Below are 23,758 nucleotides of genomic sequence, written 5' to 3'. Positions count from 1 at the left end.
ATTTCATCGAAACGTCGGTCAGGTCGTAGGGAAACACCTGATTACTTCTTCACATGGCTCCCATAGCGTCGGGTCCATGATTGCTGTCGGCTTCCGAATGCTGGGTCCCGTGGCGCTCGCCGCCGTTTGGCTGGCGCTGGCCGCGTGTTCGTCGAACCCGCCATCGACCGCCACCCCGGAGGGCGATGGCGCGGCGGCCGCGTCCGCCACCGAAAGTTCCGCCGCACCCGACGCCGTCGACGCGTGCGCGTTGTTGTCGAAGGAGGACGTGGCCCCGTTGATCGGCGTCACCGTGGACGGAGTGCCGAGTGGGCAGGGCGGCCGCACAGCCTGCTTCTGGGAGAACCCCGACACCTACGAGTCGGTGACCGTCGACATCGGCGCACCCGACACCGCCACCGACGACACGCTGCCGGCGGTGGAGGTGCCGACGACGCCCGGACCCGACGGGACGCGCATCCTCGCGGGTGCCGTCGAGTTCGCCGCGGGTAACCGCTACAACTCGGTGCAGGTCGCGACTCCGGTCAGCATGTCGGCGGACGAATCCACCGCCGCGGCGGTCGATCTCATCAACCAGATCAAGCCAAAGATTCCCGAGTAGGGCATACCGCGTCGGGACTAGTGTCGAGCCATGTCCACTCACAAGGCCGTTCACGTCGCCGCCGCTGGTGAGCCACTCATGCTCGCCGACGTCGAAACCACTTCGCCGCCAAGGGATCACGTCCGCATCGCCGTCGCCGCCTGCGGCGTGTGCGGAACCGACCACGGCTTCGTCAACGGCGGCTTCCCGGGGCTGCAGTGGCCCATCACCCCTGGGCACGAGGCCGCCGGAACCATCGCCGAGGTCGGCGACGGGGTGGAGGACTTCGCCGTCGGGGATCGGGTCGCCGTCGGTTGGTTCGGCGGCAACTGCAACCGGTGCACTCCGTGCCGCAAGGGCCAGTTCATGCAATGCGTGCGGCTGCAGGTGCCGAGCTGGCATTACCCGGGTGGATACGCCGAATCGCTCACCGCGCCCGCCACGGCGTTGGCCCGCATCCCGGAAGGGCTGTCGTTCGCCGAAGCCGCGCCCATGGGATGCGCGGGCGTGACGACGTTCAACGGGCTACGCAGCACGCGGGCCAAGGCGGGTGACCTCGTCGCTGTGCTCGGCATCGGCGGGCTCGGTCACCTCGGCGTCCAGTGGTCCAGGGCCATGGGCTTCGAAACCGTCGCCATCGCACGCGGAGCAGGCAAGGCCGCGGACGCCAAGGAGTTGGGCGCCCATCACTACATCGACTCCAACTCCTCGGACCCCGCCGCCGAGCTAAAGAAATTGGGCGGGGCGGCCGTCGTGCTGGCGACGGCCGCCAACTCCGCGGCCATGGCGGCCACGGTCGGCGGGCTGGCGCCCCAGGGCGAGCTCGTCGTCATCGGCGTGACCCCGGACAACCTGCCGATCAGCCCGCTTCAGCTGATCAACGACGGCTTGTCCGTCACCGGCCATCCGTCGGGCACCGCGCGCGACGTCGAGGAAACCATGCACTTCGCGCTGCAGACCGGCGTGCGTGCCGTCATCGAGGAACGACCGCTCGCGCAGGCCGCCGAGGCCTACGAGGCCATGGACACCGGCAAGGCGCGCTACCGGATCGTGCTCTTGAACTGACCCGAACGGCCGGCGGCTAGCTGGCTTCCCTATCGAATTGAGCCGTGTACCTTCCGAGTTCGGCCCGGGATCGGATGTTCAACTTGCGGTAGACGCGCGTGAGCGTGGCCTCGACCGTCTTCGGGCTGATGTACAAACTGGCCGCGACGTCACGGTTGTTCATTCCAGTTCCCGCGAGTTCGGCGACGGCGCGCTCGGATGGGGTGAGCACGGCACCGTTGCGGACCGACGGCGTGACGCGGGCAAGTTCGGCGCGCGCTCGCTCGGCCCACAGCGGGGTGTTCAGCGCTTCGAAACAGTCCAGTGCGGCGGCCAGCGCGGCGGCCGCGCGGTCTTTGCGGCGTTGCCTGCGGTGGAGCTGGCCGAGAAGCAGTTGAGTGCGTGCCCTTTCGAACGGCATCGGGAGGCGCTCGTGGTGTGCCATGGCGCGCTCGGCGCTCTCGGTGGCGGCGTCCGCATCGCCAAGCGCCGCGCACAGCATCGCGCGACAGCGGCCGCCGACGGCCAGCATCCACGGGCGGTCGAGTCGTCGACCGTTGCGCTCGAGTCGGTCGATCAGCACTTCGGCCTCGTCAAGGCGACCCAGGTTGATCAGTGCCTCGGCTGCATCGGGAAGGTACGCGGCGGTGGCGAGTTCGGTCGCCCGCGGCCGCTCGGCATCGGCTTCGAGCAACGGTTCCACCAGTGCGGCGACCGCAGCGTGATCGCCGAGCGATGACTCCACGAACGCGAGGCTGGCGATCGCCGCCCTGGATAGGGGTTTGCAGCCGCAGCGCCGGGAGGCTTCCAGCGCAACGCGACCGTGCCGACGGGCATCGTGCACCCGCCCGGCGTAGGCGTCGAGCGAGGCCTGCGTCGCGGCTGCCATCGCCAATGGGATGTCGCCGCCCAACTGTTCGGCGCGCTCACTTCCTTCCCTCGCCAGGTCCGATGCGGCCAGGAAGTCACCTCGCCAGATTTCGATCCATGCGGCACGGAATCCGACGTACAACTGCTCGTGTTCGTCGCCACGCTCTTGACAACGTCGGCGCAGCGCCGAGAGTTCGGTGCGAGCACGATCGAGCTGCCCGCTCCACGCATGCAGGAGAACGTGATTCATCGTCGCGCGGAAGGGAATCGGGGTGTCGGTACGAGGATCGTCCAACCCAAGCGCTTGTTGCATGGCGGACTCGTCGAGACCGTCGCCGCGAAGCAGGGCCAGCACCTGTCGAAGCCCGAGCGCCTGGCTCAGCAGAGCCGCGGCTCGCAACGCCCTAGCTCCGGCAACCGCACCGTCGATGCTGACGACTGCTGCGTCCACGTCGCCTGCGTTCATGTGCGTGAAGGCCTGCGCGATCAACATCTGCACCCGCGCAGTCGACAGCTGAGTGGATTCGGCAAGCCCCTGCCGCAGTAGTTCACCAGCGGCGGCGAAACTATCGTCGAACAGGTGGATGCCCGCGAGCACGCCGAGCGCTCGCGCTCGCTGCACACCGGGTTTGAAGCTGGCCATCGACTGCTCCAGCACCGCTCGGGCATGGCGCACGTCACCTGCGGCGAAATGACGGGCCGCAGAACGAATGCGGCGCGTCGGGGTGTCACCTCCCAGTCCGACGGCCAGGTCCAACAATTCGGCCGCCGTCGCCTGCGCGCCACGATGTCGGGCAGATTCCGCGGCCGAGTCCAACAGCCGAACGAGTCGTGGATCGGCGACCGCGCTGCCCAGCGCCAGATGCCTGGCCCGCAGTTCGGGGTCGACGATGCCTTCGGCCACGCTGAGATGCACTCTCCTGCGGTGGGCCGGGCTTGCGCCGGAATAGACGCCACGCGCCAACAGAGGGTGCGCGAAGTGAACTCGATTGCCGTCGATCCTCAGGATTCCGGCGTCTTCTGCGCTCTCGAGCAGTCCGAGCACGTCGGCGGGCGCGGCATCCAGCGCATGGGCGACCAACGCAACGGTGGGAGAGGTGAGGGCTGCCGTGGCCAGCAGTGCCCGCTGCACGTCGGGGTCGAGGGATCCGACCCGAGCTCGCACGACGTCGACGAGCGCGCTCGGCAAGATGGTGGCGTCCAACCCCGTGGTGTCGTCCATCGCCCGAGCCAATTCGAGCGCGTAGGAGGGGTTTCCACCTGAAGTCTCGTGGATGCGAACCAGGGTGGGCCGGGCGAATGACCGTCCCAGTCGTTGGCGCAGCATTTCGTGAAGGGCGCCGAGCGTCAACGGCGCCAGGGTGATCCGTTGCATTTCGGACACCCGAGCTAGGTCCAGTTCGGCTGTCGCGCTTGATGAGCCCGCGTCGGTACGAACGGTCGTCAGCACGCCGACGGGTCCGGACAGTCGGCGGGTCACGAACGGCAGAATGTCGGCGCTCGCGGGATCCAGCCACTGCAGATCGTCGATGGCCAGCAGCACCGGTGATGCCTCGGTGAGCCGTTGCACCGCCGACAACACGGCCGTCGCCGTCGTGCGGAGCTCAGGCGCCGCACTGCAACTGTTGTCTCGCAGCAGAATGACGTCCAACGCTCGTCGTTGTGGGAGCGGAAGATCGGACCAGAGGTTCGAGTCCATTCCGCTCAATAAATCGGCGAGGACTGCGTGGGCAAGCGTCGACTCGCCAACGGAGGCGCGGGCCGACAACACTGCGAATCCGCACTCCCTTGCCTGCGCTACGGCGGCCAGCCATTGGGTCGTCTTGCCCATTCCCGCCTCGCCGGACATCAACAGCGCCGCGGGTGCCTCCGATGCTCTGGACAACAGCTCGGTGACCGAAGCCGCAGTCGCACAAGGATATACGGGCCGATCCGGCAGGACGGACGAAACGCCGCGAGGATCCTCGACCTCCGGTGCGCCCCCGACCTTCATGTCCCAAAACTAGCCTTGCGGTGGCGTCAGGATAAGCTCCACTTTCATGGCGGTTTCGGGTACCACTAAGGGTCCAGAAGTGCTGGTCGAGATCGACCGGAGTCGGCCCGAGCCGCTACACCGTCAATTGACCGACGGACTGCGCGCAGCCATTCGTGCCGGTCGACTGCTACCGCAAGCCCGCATGCCGTCGTCACGGGTGCTCGCAGTCGATCTCGGAGTGTCCCGTCGCCTGGTCGTGGACGCTTACGCTCAGTTGGTCGCCGAGGGGTTCCTAGTCAGTCAGCATGGGTCCGGAACCCGGGTCGCCAGTGTCTATCTCACCGAGGAGACGACCGCGGCCGACGTGAAGACCAGTGCCTCCTACGCCGTGGACTTCACGCCCGGGTGCCCCGATCTTGCCAACTTTCCCCGCAACGCCTGGCTGCGAGCACTGCGCCAGGGCTTGGCCACGACGCCGTCGGACGTGTTCGGTTACGTTGCGCCACAAGGGCAAGCCGCATTCCGTGAAGCACTGTCGGGCTACCTGCGGCGTACCAGGGGCGTGCTCGCCGAACCGGACCAGATCGTGGTGTGCGGCGGCGTGACGCAAGGCATCAGCCTGTCCGCGCAAGTGCTGCGCAAGCTCGGCAAGCTGCCCGTCGCCATCGAGGACCCGGCCTTCTGGTTTCACCGTATTGCGTTGCGGCACAGTGGTGTCGACGCGATTCCCATCCCGGTCGACGAGGAAGGCATCAACGTGGACGCCTTGGCGGCCACCGATGCGCGAGCCGTCCTGATCACCCCGGCGCATCAGTCCCCGACCGGTGTGGTCATGTCACCGCCCCGCCGCGCGGCGATTCTCGAGTGGGCGCAGGCGGGCAACTATCTGATCGAGGACGACTACGACGCCGAGTACCGCTACGACCGGGCACCGGTGGGCGCCATGCAGGCGCTCGCTCCGGATCGAGTGATCTATCTGGGCACGACGAGCAAGGTGCTGGCGCCCGCCCTGCGGCTGGGCTGGATGGTGTTGCCCGCGGAGCTGGTGAGCATGGTCACCAAGTACAAGATGTCGGCGGATCTGGGCACGTCGATCATGGACCAGATCGCCTTCGGTCAACTGTTGGCCTCGGGTGACTACGACCGGCACCTGCGCCAGATGCGCAGGCGATACATCAGCCGACGCAACGCCATGCTGCGCGGCCTGGAGCGGTGGTTCCCGGACGCGACCGTCATGGGCGCCGCCGCAGGCGTTCAACTCGCCGTGCACTTCCCTGCCGGCTACCCGATCGACGACCTGGTGCATCGGGCGTTCGAGTTGGGTGTGAAGGTCGAGGCGTTGCAGCCCTGGTACGCGGATCGCAGGTCCGGTCCACCTGGGCTGATACTCGGCTTCGCCGACGTGTCCGAGTCCCAGATCTTGCACGGCATCGAAATACTCGGTAAAGCGGCGAACGGGCTCGACTGATGGTCCCGCTGTCAAGCGGACCGGCTTATTGAGATACTGCACGGGAAACCTGAGCCGGATCGCCGAGAGGAACACCATGCCCATCGCCACCCCCGAGGTCTACGCGGAGATGCTGGGCCGCGCCAAGGAGCACTCCTATGCGTTCCCGGCCATCAACTGCGTCGGCTCGGAGAGCGTCAACGCCGCGATCAAGGGCTTCGCCGATGCCGGCAGTGACGGCATCATCCAGTTCTCCACCGGTGGCGCGGAGTTCGCCTCCGGGCTCGGAATTAAGGACATGGTCACCGGCGCGGTCGCACTCGCGGAGTTCGCCCACGTCATCGCCGAGAAGTACCCGATCTCGGTCGCCCTGCACACCGACCACTGCCCCAAGGACAAGCTGGACACCTACGTCCGGCCGCTGCTCGCCATCTCGGCCGAGCGCGTCGCCAAGGGGGCCAACCCCCTGTTCCAGTCGCACATGTGGGACGGCTCGGCGGTCCCAATCGACGAGAACCTCGAGATCGCGCAGGAACTGCTCAAGATCGCGGCGGGCGCCAAGATCGTCCTCGAGATCGAGATCGGCGTAGTCGGCGGCGAGGAAGACGGCGTCGAGGCCGAGATCAACGAGAAGCTCTACACCACTCCCGAGGACTTCCAGAAGACCATCGAGGCGCTCGGCGCGGGCGAGCACGGCAAGTACCTGCTGGCCGCGACGTTCGGCAACGTGCACGGCGTCTACAAGCCGGGCAACGTCAAGCTGCGTCCCGACATCCTCGACGAGGGCCAGAAGGTCGCGTCGGCCAAGCTCGGCCTGCCCGCGGGCAGCAAGCCCTTCGACTTCGTCTTCCACGGTGGCTCGGGCTCGCTGAAGTCGGAGATCGAGGAGGCGCTGGGCTACGGCGTGGTGAAGATGAACGTCGACACCGACACGCAGTACGCGTTCACCCGGCCGCTCGCCGCGCACATGTTCACCAACTACGACGGTGTGCTCAAGGTCGACGGCGAGGTCGGCAACAAGAAGGTCTACGACCCGCGCAGCTACCTCAAGAAGGCCGAGGCGTCGATGACCGAGCGCGTCATCGAGGCGTGCAACGACCTGCACAGCAGCGGCCGCAGCATCACCGGAAGCTAGTGATTTCGGCGCGGTTTTGCCCGGTCAGCGTCCGAAACCGCGCCGAAATCACATCTAGCCGGGGGCTTGGCAGATCTTCCACTGCTCGTCGCGGAACTCGAGGTCGAAGCTGCGCGTCGAGCGAGTCGCCGGGTCGAACGCCATGAACGTCGTAACGTTGGCCTCGGCGTGGCTGTCGTGGACGACGACCTGGTCGATGCTCGCCACCACCGGGTACTGACGGGCGGCCGCGACGCGGGAGTGGATGTCGCTCCACTGCTTCTCGTCGTACTTGATGTAGCTGTCGGCGGTGTCGCCGCACGTGATGCTGCGCAGCGTGGCGAGGTCGCCCTTCTGAATCGCCGTGTCGAAGTTCTGGATGGTGCTGCGCACCTTGTCCTCCTGCGACACCGCCGGCGCGTCCTCGCGCGTCAACAACACCGTCCCGAAGATGGCGACCGCCACGATCGCGAGGATCACCAGGATCACCGCGATCACCCAACCCCAGCTGCGCCGCCGCGTCGGCGGCTTTGGTGCGTCGACCCGACCTGGAATGAGTTGCGGTGCAACGGGAGTCGCTGCGGCGATGGGCTCGGTGAGCGCTGCTCCCGGAGGGCCGTCCAGTGGTGCGAACACCTCGGTGGCGGGCTCGGGAACGGTGTTGATGATCTGCGTGCTGCCGTCGAAACCGGACGGAGCGGTGAAGCGGCGCTCCGGGGTCGACGATTGGTCATCGTCGGCCGACGCCACGGAGGCGATGTGCTCGGTCTCGGCCCCGGCGTCGCCGGCGGCGGGTTGTGCTTCCTCGTCAGACCCCGTTGGGTTCGACATGCCTGGCTCAGTCTCCCTCGTCTCACGTGCCGAGTTCTTGCTCCCGCCGAGCTTATCCACCCGCGCTGGGCGGTGCCCGAGGCCAGCCCCAGAGTTCGGTCGCAACGCCGCACTGCACAATGGGCCCATGACGAGGATGGGTGATCTTCTGGGTCCGGATCCAGTGCTGCTGCCAGCGGACGAGGAGGCAGAAGCCGAGCTCGCGGCCGGCGAGCAGCCGGCGTTGGTGGCGGCCGCACACCCCGCCGCGTCGATCGGCTGGGCAGTGCTGGCCGAACAGGCGCTCGACGACGACAAGGCCATCACCGCGTACGCCTACGCCAGGACCGGTTACCACCGGGGCCTCGACAAGCTGCGGCGCAACGGGTGGAAGGGCTTCGGCCCGGTGCCGTATAGCCATGAACCCAACCGGGGCTTCCTGCGGTGTGTCGCCGCCCTGGCGAGGGCCGCCGACGTGATCGGGGAAACCCCCGAATACGCCCGTTGCCTGGACCTGCTCGACGACTGTGATCCCGCGGCACGCTCCCAGCTGGGCCTCAGCTAGTTCGCACCTGAGCGTGGCACGCTCGCCCGCGTGAGGTGGGTGCGACGGTGCGTCAACGCGCTCTTGGGGACGGTGGCGGTAGTGCTCGTCGTGCTGGCCGCCATGGCGCTGCAGGCGCTGCGCGCGCCCGGCGCCGACAGTGCTGAGGCGAAGCTCGCGGAGTGGGGGCGCGATCACGGCCTCGCCACCCAGGTCACGTGGCTGGAACGGCTGAAGTACGAACAAGATCCGCCTGCGGTCGGCGGCGCGCCACCAGGTGGCATCGCCGAACCGGCCGGTGCGATCACCCGCGCGTTGCCGTCCGCCCAGTTCGACGCGACGCCGCTCGCAGTGCTTGCGCCTGGGCCGCGCTTGTCCAACGAGGGGGTCTGGCAGACCGTCGTCACCGTCCGCGGTGGACCCGCCGTTCAGGTCGCCGAGTTGCGGCCCGACGCCGCGCACACCTCCTTCGTGGCCGGCGTCATGCGGATGGATCCGACGCTGATCCGCGGCGAGCTCCGGCCAGGGGCGGCGGACCCCGGCGGCAGTTGGCGGGCGTCCTCGTCGCTGACCGCGTCGGAGCAGCACACCGTGGCCGCGGTGTTCAACGGCGGCTTTCGGCTCAGCGACCGCAGCCACGGCGGCTACTACAGCGAGGGCCGCATCGTCACGCCCCTCGTCGACGGGAAGGCCAGCCTGGTGCTGCACACCGACGGCACTGCCGACGTCGGCACCTGGAACGGCGAGGTGCGGATGGGCCCGACGGTGGCCAGTGTCCGGCAGAACCTCGTCCCGCTCGTCGACGGCGGCCAGGTCAACCCGACGTGCGCGACCGGCGGCCCGAAGGAGTGGGGCGACACCATCGGGCAGGCCGCCTTCATCCAGCGGTCCGGGTTCGGCGTCACCGCCACTGGAGCCGAGGTGTACGTCGGTGGGCCCGCGCTGTCGGTGTGCAGCCTTGGCCGGATCTTGGCCGACGCGGGCGTCGTCCGCGGCATGGAACTCGACATCAACCCGACATGGGTGAGCGGAGCGTACTTTCACGACCAATCAAGCGGTCCACCAATGGGATTCAAACTCTTCCCCGACGAGCAGGTCGACCCGCTGCACTACCTGCGCACGTCGAGCCGGGACTGGCTGGCGTGGTTCGTACGGTCCTAGTGGCCGAGGTGCTGTTCGCAGTCCTCGGCGGTCTCTGGCGGTTCGACCTGAACGGTGGCGTGCGCAAGTCCGCGCGCGGCCAGCACCGCCCGGGCCTCCTCGAGCACCTTCGTCGAGTCCCCGCAGCACGTCACGTGCGCGGTGGCCATGTCCTTGCCAGGCACCAACGTCCACACGTGCAGGTCGTGCACGCCCGTCACGTTGTCGACGGCCTCCAGCGCTGTGCGGAGCTCGTCGACGTCGATGTGGCTGGGCGACGACTCGGACAGGATGCGTAGCGCCGCCCGGGCCAGTGAGAAGGCGCGGGGCAACACCCACACTGCGACGAGCACGGCGACCACCACGTCGGCGTACGGCCAGCTGGTCGTCACGGTGACCACACCCGCGATGAGCACGCCGATGCTGCCGACCGTGTCGGCGACGACCTCCATATAGGCGCCCTTGACCGCCAGGCTCTGTTCCGACTGGGAGCGCAGCAGCAGCACGACGACGAGGTTGGCCAGCAGGCCGGCCAGCGCCACCACGATCATCGGCACGCCAGGCACGTCCGGTGCGTTGCCGAACCGTTCGACGGCCTCGTACAGGATGAAGCCCGCCACGCAGAGCAGCAGCACGGCGTTGGCCACGGCGGTGAACACCTCGGCGCGATGCCAGCCGTAGGTGCGGGCAGCCGACGCCGGTCCGTGACGGGCGAGCAGCACGGCCGTCAGGCCCATGAACATGGCGACGAGGTCGGTCAGCATGTGACCCGCGTCGGCGAGCAGGGCGATCGAGTTGATCCACAACGCGGTGGTCAGTTCGATGACGAAGAAGACTCCGAGCACCGCTGCGGCGATGACCATCCGGCTCACCCGAGTGTCAGCACCGCCGTGGTTGTGATCGTGGCCGGCACCCATGCCCAGCAATATATGCGCAAAACCGCATATATTGCAAGCCCTTCGCTCCAGCCTCGCGTCAGTGCTCCGAAAGTCGATCCACCTGCGCGTTGAACATGCGGACCAATTCGTCGAGATCGGACTTGGCGTACTGGCGCCCGAAGTATTCGGCGTCGACTTGGACGCCGCGGTAGTAGCCGGATACGTAGACGAACTGGTCTTCGTCGGTGTCCAAAGCGACGGCGACCGCCCAGTCCGGAAGCTCCGGGTGGTCCACTGCTCGGACGGTGCCCTCCAGGTCGGCGAACTCGATCGCGCGCGAGTCGCACTCGGCCACGATCTTCTTGAGGTCCGGCCACTCGTCGTTGATCCGCAGCTTGACGGTGAAGCCCTCGTCGTCGTTGGTGACGGACTTGCTGGTCGCCTGCGTCGCGTGGGGGTATTCGACCACGTAGAAGCACTCGGCGGGATCGACGTCCGCTGGATCGAAGTCGTATTCGTCGTCTTCGGCGATCGGCTCGTCGACGAACTCGGCGGCCTCCAGCGACGGGAAGTCGGACTCCGGGATGAGCATCGACGCCGTCAGCTCCGTGATGTCCCGTTTGCGCGTCAGCAGGAACACCGTCGTGACGGTAATGGCAACGATCGCCAGCACGACGACCGCCGCCAGGCCGATCCACAGCCCAGTACGTGACTTGCGTTGCGGTGCTTGATAATACGGAGGCATGGGTGGCCCGTAGCCTGGCGGCGGGTACTCCGGATACGGCACGGTCACAATTACAGCCACCGCGACCAGAACCGCGTCAGCGCATTGCCCCACGCGACCAGCTGCTGGTCGACTCCGGTGAGCCCGACGATGTCGGACACCGCCCCGAAGAACACCTTGTTGAACAGCGGGATGAACAGCAGCAGGAGCAGGACGAACAGGCCCCACTGCTTGACGGGGTTCAGCTTGGCTTGAAGGTCGCGGCTCAAGTGCGGCTCGAGCGCGCCGTAGCCGTCGAGCCCGGGCACCGGAAGCAGGTTGAGCACCAGCGCGGTGACCTGAAGGAAGCCAAGGAACGCCATCGCGGCCCAGAACACGAAGTGGGTGTCGTCGTACAGCAATGCGGTGGCCGTCAGCAGGACGACGGCGAGCACGGCGTTGGCGAACGGGCCCGCGAGGCTGACGATCGTCCGCTGCCGAGGGGTCATCTGCCAGGTGCGGACCCACACCGCCCCGCCGGGCAGCCCGATGCCGCCGAGCGCGATGAACAGCAGCGGCAGGCCGAGCGACATCATCGGGCTCGCATACTTCAGCGGATTGAGCGTCAGGTACCCGCGGACCGCGACGTCGTGGTCGCCGAACCGCCACGCGGTGTAGGCGTGCCCGAACTCGTGCAGGCACAGCGACACCAGCCACCCGAACACCACGAAGACGAAGACCCCGACGTACGCCAAGACCGGCGGACGACCGTCGGGCGGGATCGGGGTTAGCCAGGCGAGCGCTCCGCCGCCGATCGTGATCGCCACGATCGCCAGGAAGATCGGGCTCGGGCGCACGGATTGACGGATGGGACGGATGTTCACGATTCGACGCTACGTCACCGAACCGCTAGCCAGCCTTGCGTGTGCCGGTAGAACGTCGAGCGCTTGACCGTCCGCGGACCGGGCACCCCGTCGCGCACCACAAGGGCCGCCGTTGTGCCGAGTTGGGCGGCCCGGCCGGTCACCCAGCGTCGCGGCCGCATGCGGCCTGTGAGCACGCTGGCCCGCAGGCCGGGCAGTTCGGGGAGCGGCTCGATGCGCACCGCGGTCACCTCGCCGTCGAAGAGCATCGTGTCGTCGACGACGGCCTCGCCCGCGACGGTGCGCGTGGTGTCGTCCGGAGGTAGCCAGTACGCGGCGTGCACGAGTACGGTGCCGGTCTCGTCGCGGATCAACGGGACGCGTCGGGCCGTGCCGCTGCGGGCCCGGCGTGCCCTCCAATTGTGGTCGGCGAAGCCCACTTCGACGTCGAGCCGGTCGGTGCGCAGCAGCCGGGTGAGCACCGTCGCGAGATCCGCGTGCGTGCCGAGCACCACCACGCGACGCACCTGGGTGACCGCGTCGACGTCCTCGGGCGCCGTCACCGCGTCGACGTCCTCGGGCGCCGTCACCGCGACGACGGGTAGGTCGGCCAGGGAACGTGGCACGCGTCGGCGTCCGAACAGCAACACGACGACGGCTGGGGCGGTCAACGGGCTCCTCGCGGTAACGCAGGGATCTGTCGGATAGGGTGTGTCACCGGCTGCACACAGTATTGATGCTGCAGATGAGCGGGAGACTATGCCATGCCGGCAATCGTCCTGATCGGCGCCCAATGGGGCGACGAGGGCAAGGGAAAGGCCACCGATCTGCTCGGTGGTCGCGTCCAGTGGGTCGTGCGGTACCAGGGCGGCAACAACGCCGGGCACACGGTGGTGTTGCCCACCGGCGAGAACTTCGCCCTGCACCTCATTCCGTCGGGGATTCTGACCCCCGGCGTCACCAACGTCATCGGCAACGGCGTCGTCGTCGACCCTGGCGTGCTGCTCACCGAGTTGAGCGGGCTCGAGGACCGGGGCGTCGACACGTCGCGGTTGTTGATCTCCGCCGACGCGCACCTGCTGATGCCGTATCACGTGGCCATCGACAAGGTCACCGAGCGCTACATGGGTAGCAAGAAGATCGGCACCACCGGCCGCGGCATCGGGCCCTGCTACCAGGACAAGATCGCGCGCATCGGGATCCGCGTCGCCGACGTGCTTGACCCGGAGTCGCTGACTCAAAAGATCGAGGCGTCACTCGAATTCAAAAACCAGGTGCTGGTCAAGATCTACAACCGCAAGGCGCTCGACGCCGACGAGGTGGTGACGGCGCTGCTCGAGCAGGCGGAAGGCTTCAAACACCGCATCGCCGACGCTCGGCTGCTGCTCAACGAGGCGCTCGAGCGCGGCGAGACGGTGCTGCTGGAAGGGTCGCAAGGCACGCTGCTCGACGTCGACCACGGCACCTATCCCTTTGTCACGTCGTCGAATCCGACTGCGGGCGGCGCGGCGGTCGGCTCGGGCATCGGGCCCACCCGCATCACGACGGTGCTCGGCATCCTCAAGGCGTACACCACCCGCGTTGGCTCGGGGCCGTTCCCCACCGAGCTGTTCGACGAGTTCGGCGCCTACCTGTCCAAGACGGGTGGCGAGGTCGGCGTCACCACGGGCCGTGCGCGCCGCTGCGGCTGGTTCGACGCGGTCATCGCGCGCTATGCCACCCGGGTCAACGGCATCACCGATTACTTCCTGACCAAGCTCGACGTGCTGTCGAGTCTGGAGACGGTGCCGGTGTGCGTCGGCTACACCGTCGACGGGAAGCGCACTGACGAGATGCCGATGACGCAGAGCGACATCGCCCGCGCCGTACCGGTGTACGAGGAACTGCCCGGCTGGTGGGAGGACATCTCCGACGCACGCGAGTTCGACGACCTGCCCGCCAAGGCCCGCGACTACGTGCTGCGGCTCGAAGAGCTTGCCGGAGCCCATGTTTCGTGCATCGGAGTGGGCCCGGGCCGCGAGCAGACGATCGTGCGGCGTGATGTATTGGCGCCCAAGTGACCGACCCGAAGGATCTCGACCCCGAGTACGACCGGCATGGCGGCTTCCCGATCTTCGAGCCCGCGCAGCCAGGACCCGGCTTCGCGCCGTTCGTCTCGTCGATGCGACGGTTGCAGGACCTCGCGGTGTCGACCAATCCCGACAGTGACACCTGGATCGAGGCGGCCGCGCGCGTCGCCGAGCTGGTCGCGTTGCTCGAGCCGTTCCAGGTGGCCGAGGGCGTCGGGCCGTCCGGGCGGATGCCGTCGATGCCGGGCGCCGGCAACTTACTGATGCCGCCCTTCACGGTGAGCAAGATGGACGCCGAGGGCGTCGAGGCGAAGGTGCAGTTCAGCCGCTACCACGTGGGCGGCAACTACGCGGTCCACGGCGGGGTGCTGCCGCTGATGTTCGACTCGGTGTTCGGCATGGTCATCCACGGCGCGGGTCGGCCGATCAGCCGCACGGGGTTCCTGCACGTCGACTACCGCAAAGTCACGCCGATCGACGTCCCGCTCACCGCGCGCGGGTGGATTCGCGAGACCGAGGGGCGCAAGGCGTTCGTCAACGCCGAGCTGCGCGACCCCGACGACAATCTGCTGGCCGAGGCGAACGGGTTGATGATCCGGCTGCTGCCCGGCCAACCCTGAGCCTGGGGCACCGCTCCCGTGACACGATGACGCGATGAGCGAACGCCCAGCCGAACGAAACATCCGCATGCTCTCGACACCCCGCGCGGCGGCCTTCGCCGGAGTGCTCTTCGCGCTGTTGTTCGGCGCTGCGCTGGTGCTCATCAAGACGGCCCTGCCCGAAGGCGGCCAGCCGGGGTCGGAGTGGATCGAAGGAGCCCACGGCAAGCTCAGGTTGGCGGCCATCCTGATGCCGTTCGCGGGCATCACGTTCCTATGGTTCATCGGCGTGGTGCGCGACGGGTTCGGCAAGTTCGAGGACAAGTTCTTCTCGTCGGTGTTCGTCGGCAGCGGGCTGCTGTTCCTGGCGATGATGTTCGCGTCGACGGCCGTCGGCGTGGGGCTGGTCGCGCTGCGGGCCACCAAGGCCGACGCCGTCGCCACCGGCGACGTCGCGTTGTTCGGCCAGCACCTGCTGACGACGCTGAGCAACACCTATGCGCTGCGCATGGCCGGGGTGTTCATGATCTCGCTGGCCACGATCTGGTTGAAGACGCGGCTGATGCCGACTTGGCTGATCGCGACCACTTACCTTGTCGCGCTTGCCATTCTGATCGGCAGCGACTTCAGCAAGTGGCTGACCGTGGCGTTCCCGGTCTGGGTGCTGCTGGTCAGCCTGCTGGCCCTGGTTCGCGCAGGCGTCATCGACCTACATCACGACGACCCCGACGTCAGCTCAGGTGAAGCACCGACGCCGGGCAGGTCCTGACGGCCTCGCGGGCGTGCTCTTCCTCGGACTCCGGCACGTCCTCGGCGAGTAGCACGACGATGCCGTCGTCGTCCTGATCGAACAGTGCGTCCGAGATCATCACGCAGTTGCCCGAAGCGATGCAGTCGTCGTGATCGGCGCTTAGCTTCATCTCCATCACCACCTAACCAACAACGACCGTAACCCGTAAATGAAGTGGAACGACCGGAACTGGACATCGGCGACGTCCTCCGCCAGGGCCAGGTTCGGGAACCGCTGCAACAGTGCGGGCCACGCGATGCGCATCTCCATGCGGGCCAGCGGCGCCCCGAGGCAGTGATGCACCCCGTGGCCGAACGCCAGGTGCCCAGGTGCGCCGCGGCCGATGTCGAGCACGTCGGGCTCGTCGGTGAAGTGGGGATCGCGATTGCCCGCGGGCAGCGACGCGAACACCAGCTGGCCGGCCGGGATCGTCACGCCTGCGACCTCGACCTCGGCGGTGGTGATCCGCGGTATCGACGTCTGCACGATCGACAGCCAGCGCAGCAGCTCCTCCACGGCCGGGCCGACGGCGTCGGGGTCGTCGCGCACGGCGGCCAACTGGTCCGGGTGACGCAGCAGCGCAAGTGTGCCGAGCCCCAACATGTTCGACGTGGTCTCGTGGCCGGCCAGCAGCAGCAGACCCGCGATGCCGACGAGCTCGTCGTCGGTGCATTCGGCGCCGTGCTCGCGGACGAGCATGCCGAGGATGTCATCACCTGGGCGGCGGCGGGCGTCCGTCACCAGCGCGTGCATGTACTCGCGGCCTTGCCGGACGACGGCGAGCCGATCGGCAACCGGGAGCGACAGGTCGAGCTGGCGCGACGCTCGCTTCTGGAAGTCGGCGCGGTCTTCGTAGGGCACCCCGAGCAGTTCGCAGATCACCAGCGACGGGATGGGCAGGGCGAAGGACTCGACGAGATCCGCGGGCGTGCCGGCCGCCTCCATCGCGTCGAGGTGCTCGGTGACGATCTCGACGATGCGCGGCTCGAGCCGCTTCATGCGGCGGATGGTGAACTCGGGCGTGAGCATCCGACGCAGCCGCTGATGCTCGGGCGGGTCGAGCCCAAGCAGGTTGCCCGCGCGGGAGCTGGCCTGTTCCTCCTCGGACAGTTCGGGGGCGCCGGGCAGCACGAACCCGGGTGGACGCGCGTTGGCGAAGTGCTGGTGGTCGGACAGCATCGCCTTGACGTCGTCGTGGCGGGTCACGATGTACGTCTGCATACCGAACGCGTTGACGACGGACTGCACTCCGACGCCCTCCCGGAGTTCGCCGAGTTCGGGAGTGGGATCGAACGCGTTGCGCCGCATGTGCACCGGTGGCAGGGCAGGAGCTTGGGTCACCTCTTCGAAAGTACGCCTGACGCCGACGCCGGCGCAGACGACAATCGCGGCATGCCCCTCGAGGATTCGGTGAAGAAGGCCTTCGGGCTGGAGGGCGACGTGTGGCTTCGGCACGCCAACCCGTGGAGCGTCTACACCCGGATCCCGATCCCCGCGCTGCTCGTGGCCGCGGTGTGGGCGCGGCAGTGGCTCGGGGGGGTGGTGTCTGGCGGCGGTCGGCGTGGTGGTCGTGTGGATGATGGTGAATCCGCGCGCGTTCCCGCCGCCGAAGTCACTGGATCACTGGGCGTCGCGGGCCGTGCTTGGCGAGAAGTATTGGGGCGAAAGGAAAGCGCACCCCATTCCGAAGAACCACCGGGTCGCGCCGTGGGTGCTGACGGCGCTCAACGTCGCCGGGGTGCCGTTCGTCGTCTGGGGCGTGGTGCGCTACGACGTGTGGATGACCTTGTTCGGGCTGGCGCTGCACATGACGGGCAAGAACTGGTTCCTCGACCGCATGGCCCTGCTGTACGACGCCATGGTCGACGAGCCCGTCAGCCCGCCAGGAAGTCGCCCACCAGCCGATTGATCAGCGGGGGATCCTCCAGCGCGGCGAGGTGTGCGACGCCGTCGAGGACGACGAACCGCGCGCCAGGGATGGCGTCGGCCATCGCCTTGGTCTCGGGGTTTGGGAAGGTCGCGTCCTCGGCGCCCGCGACGACGAGCACGGGTGCGGTGACAGCTGCCAGCCGCGCGCGTTGATCCGGGCGGCGGGGCACCACGCTGCGCACCGCCCACGCGCTGGAGTCGATGTCGACGGACTGCACGGAGCGCCGCACGAAGTCGACGACGTCGGGCCGCGTGCGAAACGTCGTCGGGCCGAGGAAGGCATTGAGCACCGAGCGGGTCAGCGGCGGTCGGATGCCACCGATCAGCTTGGCCATCCGAAGCAGGAAGCCGTATTCGAACTTCTGCCACGACCCCGCGGCAGAAGCCGTGCAGTTCATGAGCACCGCGCGGCCGATGCGGTCGGGGTGGGCGGCGGCGAAGGTGCCGCCGATCATGCCGCCCCAGGAGTTGCCGACGAAGTGTGCGCGCTCGACGTCGAGTTCGTCGAGCACGTCGACGACGACCTGCGCGCACTCGTCGAACGTGAACGGGGCTGTGAGCCTTTGGCTTTCGCCATGCCCCGGTGAGTCGACGAGGATGACGCGGTAGTCGCGGCCGAAGTGGTCGGCCTGTGCGCGCCACATGTCACCGCTCATCAACAGGCTCGGCCAGAACACGATCGCTTCGCCGGTGCCGCCTGTGCGCACCCGCACGCGGCCGAGCGCGGTGTCGATGGTGTGGTCCTCCACGTCACCTACCTTAGTTGCGGTTGAGGGTGGCCTCCTCCAGATCCAGGCCGTGCAGCGCCGAGCGCAGCACCTCGTCGCTGATGGCACCCGCGTCGCGTTCGGCGATGAACGCCGCGCGTTCGGCCGCGAGCATCTCCAACCGCAGTCGCTTGAAGGACGATGCGGGGCTTTCGCCGATCTCGTCCGCGCCGCGCCCCAACCGCTCCCACGCCGCGCGTTGGCGCCGTTCGTTCCAGCCGCGCAGCACCTCGGCCGCATCGTTGGCATGAGACCCCGGCCGCTGCTCGGCGAGGATTTCGTCGAGTCGGGCGGCCGCAGCGGTCGCGGCCTTCGTCTGCGCCGCGGCCCGCTGCAACGTGTCCTGCTGGTCGTCGTCGCTGGAGACGTCGAGCACCCTGATCAACCAGGGCAGCGTCAGCCCGTGCAACAGCAACGTCCCGATCACCACGACGAACGTTAGGAAGACCAGCTGCGGACGCCCGGGGAAGGGCGCGCCGGAGCTTGTCGTCATCGGGACGGCGAACGCCGCGGCCAGTGACACCACCCCGCGCATGCCCGCCCACGCGACGATGAAAACCTCTGAGGGCGTGGGTTTTCGGGGCTCGCGCTCGCGGACGCTCGCCGACAACATGCGCGGCAGATACGCGAAGACGTACACCCACACCAGCCGCACCACGATGACCGTCGCCAGCACTGCCACCGACGCGATGGCCAGTGTCGCTGCCGAGATGCCCGCGAGCTCACCGACCACCGTGGGCAGCTGCAACCCGATGAGCAGGAACGCGAACGACTCCAAGATCAGCTGCACGGCCTTCCACACCGCGTCGTCCTGCAGCCGGGTCGCGTAGCCCGCTCGCGACGAGCGCTGGCCGAGGATGAGCGCGGCCACGACGACGGCGATCACGCCGGAACCGTGTACCTGCTCGGCGACGAAGTAGATGAAGAACGGCGCCACCAACCCGATCGCGCTCTCCACCATCGGGTCGTCGAACCACGTCCTCACGTACTCGATCACGCCGCCGATGAGGCCGCCGACGAGGACGCCACCCGCCGCCGCCAGCGCGAACGTCCCGAGTCCCGACTGCCACGTGGCGGCGGTGCCGATCGCCGCGGCCAGCGCCACCTTGTAGGCGGTCAGGGCCGTCGCGTCGTTGAGCAGGCTCTCGCCGCCCAGCAGGGTCATGATCTGGCGCGGCAGGCCGAGCCGACGGCCGATCGCCGCCGCCGACACCGCGTCCGGCGGCGCCACGATCGCGCCGAGCGTCAACGCCGCGGCGATCGTCAGCTCGGGCACCGTGTGGAACGCCACGAAACCGACGGCGAACGTCGTCGCCAGCGGAAGCCCGACCGCGAGCAGCCCGATGGGCCGCACGTTCCGGCGCAGGGCCACGTAGCTGCTCTCCAGGCCAGCCGACCAGAGCAGCGGGGGCAGGATGACGAACAACACCAGTTCGGGTTCGAGCTCGATGCCACCGAGGCCGGGGATCATCCCCGCCAGCAAGCCTGCGACGACGAGGGCCAGTGGCGCAGACACGTCGTACCGACGTGCCACCCCGGCGAACAACACCGAGATCACCAGTACTGCAAGCAGCGGGGCACCCACGTGCCGAACCTCCCTACCGATAGTTCACGACCAAGCCGCCCCTATCCTTGACAGCATGCGGAGGAGAACGCGACGCCGCGACACCGATGAGCGCTTGCGCAAAGAGCATGTCAGAGCTTCCCCGCCCCAAACCTGCGAGCACCTGGCCGAGGCTGCTGATGGCGACGAGCCGGCACCGTTGACCCCTGGCCGCTGCGGCGAGTGTTCGGAGCACGGCGGCGACACCTGGGCGCACTTGCGCATGTGTCTGACCTGCGGGCATGTCGGTTGCTGCGACTCCAGCCCGCATCAGCACGCCAACGCGCACTTTCACCAGACGGGCCACCCGGTGATGCGGTCCGTCGAGCCTGGCGAGAGTTGGCGGTGGTGCTATGTCGACATCCGATTGGGCTGAGGGTCTGGCAAGGTGGTCTCGCGATGAGTGAACCGACGCACGACGACGCCCCGACCCCTCCGACGGTGCTGCTGCTCGGCGCGGGCGACTCGGGCGGCGAGCTCGCATCGGCGTTCCGGCGCCTCGGCACCGTCGTCGCGCTCGAGCAGTGCGCCGACGCCGCGGCGGTGACGACTCTGATCGACGAGCACGCGCCGAGTTACGTCGTCGCGACGTCCGACGACGTCCCCGCCGACGTGCTGATCGCGGCCGCCGAGTGCGAGGGCGTCGAGGTGTTCCCCAGCCCCCGCGCCACGCGCCTGTCCGTCGACCGCGAGGGTTTGCGCACGCTCGCCGCCAACGAACTGGGCTTGCCGACGGTGCCGTTCTGGTTCGCGGGATCGGTGGAGGAACTCGCCGCCGTCGCCGAGCACGCCGGGTTCCCGCTGGCCGTCGGACCTGCAGCGGGCGCCCAGTCCGACGGGCGGTCGGTGATGCTGCGCACCGAGGACGTCGAACCGGCGTGGAAGGCGGCGACCCCAGGCGCTCCGCGGGTGATGGCCGAGTCGATCGTCGAGGTCGACGACGAGGTCACCTTGCTCACGGTGCGGACCACCGGCCAATCCGGTCCGGCGGTTCACTTCTGCGAACCCATCGGCCACCGCACTCACCCCGACGGGGCGTTGGAGGCGTGGCAGCCGCATGCGATGCCGTTGGCCGCGCTCGACGCCGCCCGCTCCGTCGCGGCCCGCATCGTCAACTCGCTCGGCGGGCGCGGCGTGTTCGGGGTCGAGCTGTTGCTGCGCGGCGACGAGGTGTACTTCGCCACCGTGGTCGCCGGGCCCGTCGACAGCGGCCTGGTTACGCTGCGCTCGCAACGGCTTTCGCAGTTCGAACTGCACTCAAGGGCCATCCTCGGGCTGCCGCTCGACACCATCACGATCTCGCCCGCAGCGGCGGAGGTGGGTGAAGGCGCGTCGCCTGCGGGCGTGCATGCCCTCGCCGAGGCGTTGGCGATCCCCGAGACCGACGTGCGACTTGTCGACGGAGCGTCCGTCGCGTTGGCCACCGCACCCGACGTCGTGCGGGCGCGGGACCGGGCGCACCGGGTGGCGGCCGCCCTCGGTGGGGCCGGTTAGTGAGTGAGTCCGAGCCGTCCGAACCGGTGCCCGAGTCGCCGGACCGGCCGACGATCGCACCCTTCTTGGGTGCGCTGGCAATCATCGTGCTCGTGGTGATCGGAATCTTCGCCGTCAACGCGTTCGACTCCCGTCCGCCGACTCCCGATCAGGAGCTCAGGGCCGCCGTCGTCGGACAGAATGACGCGCTCCAGCGCCAGAATTACGCCGACTATCGCGGCTTCACCTGTGCCGCCGCACAAGGCGTCGAAGCCGATGTCCTTGCTGGTCAGCGCGATTCGGTGGAGAAGAACGGTGAGCGCTACGTCGACGAGGTCTCCGACCTGCGGATCGACGGCGACAAGGCCACCGTCAAGGCGACCTACCACTTCGGCAAGAAACCCGACGACAAGTCGAGCTCCGAGGTGGCCCTCGTCCGGGAGGACGGGGCGTGGAAGGTTTGCGACAGGCAGACATGAGACACTCGCCGTCGTGAGCTACGCCGGAGACATCACGCCAGAAGAGGTGTGGGAACTGCTGAGCGACCACCCCGAGGCCGTACTCGTGGACTGTCGGACGGCTGCCGAATGGCGCTTCGTTGGGGTGGCGGACATCTCCAGCCTCGGGCGCGACGTCGTCTACGTCGAATGGAACGCGACCGACGGCTCGCACAACGACGGCTTCGTCGACGACCTCGTCGCGGCGGGTGTGACGCCGGGCGAGCGCCCCGTGGTGTTCCTGTGCCGTTCGGGTAACCGCTCCATCGGCGCCGCCGAGGCCGCGACGGCCGCGGGCATCGCACCGTCCTACAACGTGCTCGACGGGTTCGAGGGCAACCTCGACGAGCAAGGCCATCGCGGCGGCACCGGATGGCGGGCCATCGGACTTCCCTGGAGACAATCATGACCGAGGCTGGGTCGTCGGTACCTTCTGTGCGCATCCCGGCCGCCCTTCCCGAGGGCGTCAGCCAGGCGACCATCGGCGTGCGCGGTGGTCTGCTGCGGTCTGGTTTCGACGAGACGGCCGAGGCGATGTACCTCACCTCCGGCTACGTCTACGACACCGCCGCCGATGCGGAGAAGGCGTTCACCGGCGAGATCGACCGCTACGTGTACTCGCGGTACGGCAATCCGACGATCTCGATGTTCGAGGAGCGGCTGCGGCTCATCGAGGGCGCGCCTGCGGCGTTCGCGACGGCGACGGGCATGGCGGCGGTGTTCACGTCGCTCGGTGCGCTGCTCGCCACGGGTGACCGGCTGGTGGCCGCGCGCAGCCTCTTCGGATCGTGCTTCGTGGTGTGCAACGAGATCCTGCCGCGCTGGGGCGTCGAGACCGTGTTCGTCGACGGCGACGACCTCTCGCAGTGGGCGGAGGCGCTGAGCAAGCCCACGCAGGCGGTGTTCTTCGAGACTCCGTCCAACCCGATGCAGTCGCTGGTCGACATCGCCGCGGTGTGCGACCTCGCCCACGCGGCGGGCGCAAAGGTCGTGTTGGACAATGTCTTCGCGACGCCCCTGTTGCAGCAGGGCATGCCGCTTGGCGCCGACGTCGTGGTGTACTCGGGCACCAAGCACATCGACGGTCAAGGCCGAGTGCTGGGTGGCGCGATCCTCGGCGACAAGGAGTACATCGACGGACCCGTGCAGAAGCTGATGCGCCACACCGGTCCCGCAATCAGCGCGTTCAATGCCTGGACGTTGCTGAAAGGCCTTGAGACGCTTGCCGTTCGGGTGGACTACTCGAACCGCTCCGCACATCGGGTCGCTGAGTTCCTCGAAACTCATCCCTCGGTGTCGTGGGTGAAGTACCCGTTCCTGGAGTCGCACCCGCAGTACGACCTGGCCAAGCGCCAGATGAGTGGCGGCGGCACCGTCGTCACGTTCGAGCTCAACGGTGGCAGCAAGGAGCGTGCCTTCGAGGTGCTCGACAAGCTGCGCCTGATCGACATCTCCAACAATCTCGGCGACGCGAAGTCCTTGATCACCCACCCTGCCACCACCACTCACCGCGCGATGGGCCCCGAGGGCCGCGCCGCGATCGGACTGGGCGATGGCGTCGTCCGGGTGTCGGTGGGGCTGGAGGGCACCGAGGACCTGATCACCGACCTGGACCAGGCGCTGGGCTAAATGTCCAAGGCGAGTGCGGCGAAGAAGGCGCGCAGGAAGCGGCGGCTGGTCGCGCGCAACGAGCGCTGGCTACCCCCTGACGTCCACGCCGACATCGAGGGCGTGGCCCAGATCGCGAATCAGATCATCCCCAGGGGTTGGGAATTCGACCGCGACTTCTCCACCGAGGACTACCTCACCTGGTACTACCCACCGTCGGCCATCGAGGTCGACGACGACGACGAGACCACCGAGGCGGTCACGCGAATCTGGGTCAGCGATCCCGAGGAGCCGCACGTCATCCTGGTCGGCGCCGGCGGAGGCGACGCGGTCTTGACGGTCGAGAAACTCTTCGAACGGCTCGAGCTCATCGAGGCATACCGCGCGGGTGAGGCCGAGCCGGGGCTGGCCTAAAGGTTCCCCTAATTCGGTGCCTGCTGCGCGGGATTCAGGAC

26 protein-coding genes and 1 pseudogene are annotated in these 23,758 nt (G+C 68.1%); 17 read left to right on the top strand and 10 right to left on the bottom strand.

Translation table 11 applies throughout. The annotated features are described in order from the left end of the window. Positions 1–76 precede the first annotated feature (76 nt). Together SLQ33_RS20350 and SLQ33_RS20345 are read left to right on the top strand one after the other, a co-directional pair. A complete protein-coding gene (locus SLQ33_RS20350; protein ID WP_319455678.1) occupies positions 77–601 on the top strand; it encodes a hypothetical protein in 525 nt (174 codons plus the stop codon). 30 nt (positions 602–631) lie between these two features. Continuing rightward, the gene (locus SLQ33_RS20345; RefSeq protein ID WP_319455677.1) at positions 632–1,645 is read left to right on the top strand and encodes an alcohol dehydrogenase catalytic domain-containing protein; all 1,014 of its coding nucleotides are present in this window, start codon (positions 632–634) and stop codon (positions 1,643–1,645) included. Positions 1,646–1,661: 16 nt separating this feature from the next. Here the strand turns inward: SLQ33_RS20345 and SLQ33_RS20340 are convergent, their stop codons facing one another. Then, complete coding sequence (locus SLQ33_RS20340; protein WP_319455676.1) at positions 1,662–4,487, bottom strand: helix-turn-helix transcriptional regulator; 2,826 nt, start codon at positions 4,485–4,487, stop codon at positions 1,662–1,664. A gap of 46 nt (positions 4,488–4,533) precedes the next feature. On the opposite strand from SLQ33_RS20340, the gene SLQ33_RS20335 reads away from it, so the two are divergent. Beyond that, a complete protein-coding gene (locus tag SLQ33_RS20335) occupies positions 4,534–5,937 on the top strand; it encodes a PLP-dependent aminotransferase family protein (protein ID WP_319455675.1) in 1,404 nt (467 codons plus the stop codon). A gap of 58 nt (positions 5,938–5,995) precedes the next feature. Beyond that, complete coding sequence (gene fbaA / locus SLQ33_RS20330; protein ID WP_319455918.1) at positions 5,996–7,051, top strand: class II fructose-bisphosphate aldolase; 1,056 nt, start codon at positions 5,996–5,998, stop codon at positions 7,049–7,051. A 54-nt stretch (positions 7,052–7,105) separates the two neighbouring features. Here fbaA and SLQ33_RS20325 read toward each other — a convergent pair whose 3' ends face one another. Further along, a complete protein-coding gene (locus SLQ33_RS20325; protein WP_319455674.1) occupies positions 7,106–7,861 on the bottom strand; it encodes a DUF4878 domain-containing protein in 756 nt (251 codons plus the stop codon). Positions 7,862–7,988: 127 nt separating this feature from the next. Here SLQ33_RS20325 and SLQ33_RS20320 point away from each other — a divergent pair, with 127 nt between their 5' ends. After that, complete coding sequence (locus SLQ33_RS20320) at positions 7,989–8,405, top strand: DUF3151 domain-containing protein (RefSeq protein ID WP_319455673.1); 417 nt, start codon at positions 7,989–7,991, stop codon at positions 8,403–8,405. A gap of 30 nt (positions 8,406–8,435) precedes the next feature. Beyond that, the gene (locus tag SLQ33_RS20315; RefSeq protein WP_319455672.1) at positions 8,436–9,545 is read left to right on the top strand and encodes a hypothetical protein; all 1,110 of its coding nucleotides are present in this window, start codon (positions 8,436–8,438) and stop codon (positions 9,543–9,545) included. On the opposite strand, the gene SLQ33_RS20310 is transcribed toward SLQ33_RS20315, so the two are convergent. Genes SLQ33_RS20310 through SLQ33_RS20295 form a run of 4 tightly spaced genes read right to left on the bottom strand, consistent with a single transcriptional unit; the run spans position 9,542 to position 12,639 of the window. Next, the gene (locus tag SLQ33_RS20310) at positions 9,542–10,441 is read right to left on the bottom strand and encodes a cation diffusion facilitator family transporter (RefSeq protein ID WP_319455671.1); all 900 of its coding nucleotides are present in this window, start codon (positions 10,439–10,441) and stop codon (positions 9,542–9,544) included. The genes SLQ33_RS20315 and SLQ33_RS20310 overlap by 4 nt on opposite strands. Before the next feature lie 58 nt (positions 10,442–10,499). Then, the gene (locus tag SLQ33_RS20305; protein WP_319455670.1) at positions 10,500–11,207 is read right to left on the bottom strand and encodes a hypothetical protein; all 708 of its coding nucleotides are present in this window, start codon (positions 11,205–11,207) and stop codon (positions 10,500–10,502) included. After that, positions 11,198–11,989: a site-2 protease family protein gene (locus tag SLQ33_RS20300; RefSeq protein WP_319455669.1), complete on the bottom strand. Its 792-nt coding sequence runs from the start codon at positions 11,987–11,989 to the stop codon at positions 11,198–11,200. Before SLQ33_RS20300 ends, SLQ33_RS20305 begins: the two co-directional genes overlap by 10 nt. 14 nt (positions 11,990–12,003) lie before the next feature. Continuing rightward, the gene (locus SLQ33_RS20295) at positions 12,004–12,639 is read right to left on the bottom strand and encodes a peptidase M50 (protein ID WP_319455668.1); all 636 of its coding nucleotides are present in this window, start codon (positions 12,637–12,639) and stop codon (positions 12,004–12,006) included. Positions 12,640–12,732: 93 nt separating this feature from the next. On the opposite strand from SLQ33_RS20295, the gene SLQ33_RS20290 reads away from it, so the two are divergent. Genes SLQ33_RS20290 through SLQ33_RS20280 form a run of 3 tightly spaced genes read left to right on the top strand, consistent with a single transcriptional unit; the run spans position 12,733 to position 15,405 of the window. Next, positions 12,733–14,028, top strand: coding sequence for an adenylosuccinate synthase (locus SLQ33_RS20290; RefSeq protein ID WP_319455667.1), 1,296 nt, complete (start codon positions 12,733–12,735; stop codon positions 14,026–14,028). After that, positions 14,025–14,657, top strand: a complete 633-nt coding sequence (locus SLQ33_RS20285; RefSeq protein WP_319455666.1) for a PaaI family thioesterase — start codon at positions 14,025–14,027, stop codon at positions 14,655–14,657. The genes SLQ33_RS20290 and SLQ33_RS20285 overlap by 4 nt, the downstream gene beginning before the upstream one ends. A gap of 34 nt (positions 14,658–14,691) precedes the next feature. Further along, positions 14,692–15,405: a hypothetical protein gene (locus SLQ33_RS20280; RefSeq protein WP_319455665.1), complete on the top strand. Its 714-nt coding sequence runs from the start codon at positions 14,692–14,694 to the stop codon at positions 15,403–15,405. Here the strand turns inward: SLQ33_RS20280 and SLQ33_RS20275 are convergent. Together SLQ33_RS20275 and SLQ33_RS20270 are read right to left on the bottom strand one after the other, a co-directional pair. Continuing rightward, positions 15,368–15,556 carry a ferredoxin gene (locus tag SLQ33_RS20275; protein ID WP_319455664.1) on the bottom strand — a complete coding sequence of 63 codons (189 nt, stop codon included), beginning with the start codon at positions 15,554–15,556 and terminating at the stop codon, positions 15,368–15,370. The genes SLQ33_RS20280 and SLQ33_RS20275 overlap by 38 nt on opposite strands. Positions 15,557–15,561: 5 nt before the next feature. Next, on the bottom strand, positions 15,562–16,767 hold the full coding sequence (locus tag SLQ33_RS20270; RefSeq protein WP_319455663.1) for a cytochrome P450: 1,206 nt from the start codon (positions 16,765–16,767) through the stop codon (positions 15,562–15,564). Between the two features lie 51 nt (positions 16,768–16,818). Between SLQ33_RS20270 and SLQ33_RS33620 the strand changes: the two are divergent. Together SLQ33_RS33620 and SLQ33_RS20265 are read left to right on the top strand one after the other, a co-directional pair. Then, positions 16,819–16,950 (top strand): annotated as a pseudogene (locus SLQ33_RS33620) (DUF6653 family protein); the annotation flags it as partial. Between the two features lie 22 nt (positions 16,951–16,972). Next, positions 16,973–17,335: a DUF6653 family protein gene (locus tag SLQ33_RS20265; RefSeq protein ID WP_319455917.1), complete on the top strand. Its 363-nt coding sequence runs from the start codon at positions 16,973–16,975 to the stop codon at positions 17,333–17,335. On the opposite strand, the gene SLQ33_RS20260 is transcribed toward SLQ33_RS20265, so the two are convergent. Both SLQ33_RS20260 and SLQ33_RS20255 read right to left on the bottom strand, forming a co-directional pair. Further along, positions 17,301–18,104 (bottom strand): alpha/beta fold hydrolase, encoded by an 804-nt coding sequence (locus SLQ33_RS20260; protein ID WP_319455662.1) that lies wholly within the window; start codon positions 18,102–18,104, stop codon positions 17,301–17,303. The two genes, SLQ33_RS20265 and SLQ33_RS20260, sit on opposite strands and share 35 nt — an antisense overlap. Positions 18,105–18,114: 10 nt before the next feature. Beyond that, positions 18,115–19,707 carry a Na+/H+ antiporter gene (locus tag SLQ33_RS20255; protein ID WP_319455661.1) on the bottom strand — a complete coding sequence of 531 codons (1,593 nt, stop codon included), beginning with the start codon at positions 19,705–19,707 and terminating at the stop codon, positions 18,115–18,117. Positions 19,708–19,762: 55 nt separating this feature from the next. Here SLQ33_RS20255 and SLQ33_RS20250 point away from each other — a divergent pair, with 55 nt between their 5' ends. Genes SLQ33_RS20250 through SLQ33_RS20225 form a run of 6 tightly spaced genes read left to right on the top strand, consistent with a single transcriptional unit; the run spans position 19,763 to position 23,717 of the window. Then, on the top strand, positions 19,763–20,101 hold the full coding sequence (locus tag SLQ33_RS20250; protein WP_319455660.1) for a UBP-type zinc finger domain-containing protein: 339 nt from the start codon (positions 19,763–19,765) through the stop codon (positions 20,099–20,101). A gap of 23 nt (positions 20,102–20,124) precedes the next feature. Further along, entirely contained in the window at positions 20,125–21,219 is a 1,095-nt protein-coding gene (locus SLQ33_RS20245; protein WP_319455659.1) for an ATP-grasp domain-containing protein, read from the top strand. Further along, positions 21,219–21,677: a lumazine-binding protein gene (locus tag SLQ33_RS20240; protein WP_319455658.1), complete on the top strand. Its 459-nt coding sequence runs from the start codon at positions 21,219–21,221 to the stop codon at positions 21,675–21,677. The genes SLQ33_RS20245 and SLQ33_RS20240 overlap by 1 nt, the downstream gene beginning before the upstream one ends. Before the next feature lie 13 nt (positions 21,678–21,690). Then, entirely contained in the window at positions 21,691–22,104 is a 414-nt protein-coding gene (locus tag SLQ33_RS20235) for a rhodanese-like domain-containing protein (RefSeq protein WP_319455657.1), read from the top strand. Next, positions 22,101–23,324 (top strand): O-succinylhomoserine sulfhydrylase, encoded by a 1,224-nt coding sequence (locus SLQ33_RS20230; RefSeq protein ID WP_319455656.1) that lies wholly within the window; start codon positions 22,101–22,103, stop codon positions 23,322–23,324. Before SLQ33_RS20235 ends, SLQ33_RS20230 begins: the two co-directional genes overlap by 4 nt. Further along, entirely contained in the window at positions 23,325–23,717 is a 393-nt protein-coding gene (locus SLQ33_RS20225) for a hypothetical protein (RefSeq protein ID WP_319455655.1), read from the top strand. Positions 23,718–23,758: the final 41 nt, after the last annotated feature.

Source organism: Mycobacterium sp. RTGN6 (genome assembly GCF_033804605.1).
GTDB lineage: Bacteria > Actinomycetota > Actinomycetes > Mycobacteriales > Mycobacteriaceae > Mycobacterium.
Note: the sequence above shows the minus strand (reverse complement) of the source record. Positions and strands in the feature narration are given on the sequence as shown.

Coding starts and splice junctions, on each gene's coding strand:
- SLQ33_RS20350 (WP_319455678.1), top strand. CDS start 77: ATGATTGCTGTCGGCTTCCGAATGCTGGGTCCCGTGGCGCTCGCCGCC.
- SLQ33_RS20345 (WP_319455677.1), top strand. CDS start 632: ATGTCCACTCACAAGGCCGTTCACGTCGCCGCCGCTGGTGAGCCACTC.
- SLQ33_RS20340 (WP_319455676.1), bottom strand. CDS start 4,487: ATGAAGGTCGGGGGCGCACCGGAGGTCGAGGATCCTCGCGGCGTTTCG.
- SLQ33_RS20335 (WP_319455675.1), top strand. CDS start 4,534: ATGGCGGTTTCGGGTACCACTAAGGGTCCAGAAGTGCTGGTCGAGATC.
- SLQ33_RS20325 (WP_319455674.1), bottom strand. CDS start 7,861: ATGTCGAACCCAACGGGGTCTGACGAGGAAGCACAACCCGCCGCCGGC.
- SLQ33_RS20320 (WP_319455673.1), top strand. CDS start 7,989: ATGACGAGGATGGGTGATCTTCTGGGTCCGGATCCAGTGCTGCTGCCA.
- SLQ33_RS20310 (WP_319455671.1), bottom strand. CDS start 10,441: ATGGGTGCCGGCCACGATCACAACCACGGCGGTGCTGACACTCGGGTG.
- SLQ33_RS20290 (WP_319455667.1), top strand. CDS start 12,733: ATGCCGGCAATCGTCCTGATCGGCGCCCAATGGGGCGACGAGGGCAAG.
- SLQ33_RS20280 (WP_319455665.1), top strand. CDS start 14,692: ATGAGCGAACGCCCAGCCGAACGAAACATCCGCATGCTCTCGACACCC.
- SLQ33_RS20275 (WP_319455664.1), bottom strand. CDS start 15,556: ATGAAGCTAAGCGCCGATCACGACGACTGCATCGCTTCGGGCAACTGC.
- SLQ33_RS20250 (WP_319455660.1), top strand. CDS start 19,763: ATGCGGAGGAGAACGCGACGCCGCGACACCGATGAGCGCTTGCGCAAA.
- SLQ33_RS20245 (WP_319455659.1), top strand. CDS start 20,125: ATGAGTGAACCGACGCACGACGACGCCCCGACCCCTCCGACGGTGCTG.
- SLQ33_RS20230 (WP_319455656.1), top strand. CDS start 22,101: ATGACCGAGGCTGGGTCGTCGGTACCTTCTGTGCGCATCCCGGCCGCC.
- SLQ33_RS20225 (WP_319455655.1), top strand. CDS start 23,325: ATGTCCAAGGCGAGTGCGGCGAAGAAGGCGCGCAGGAAGCGGCGGCTG.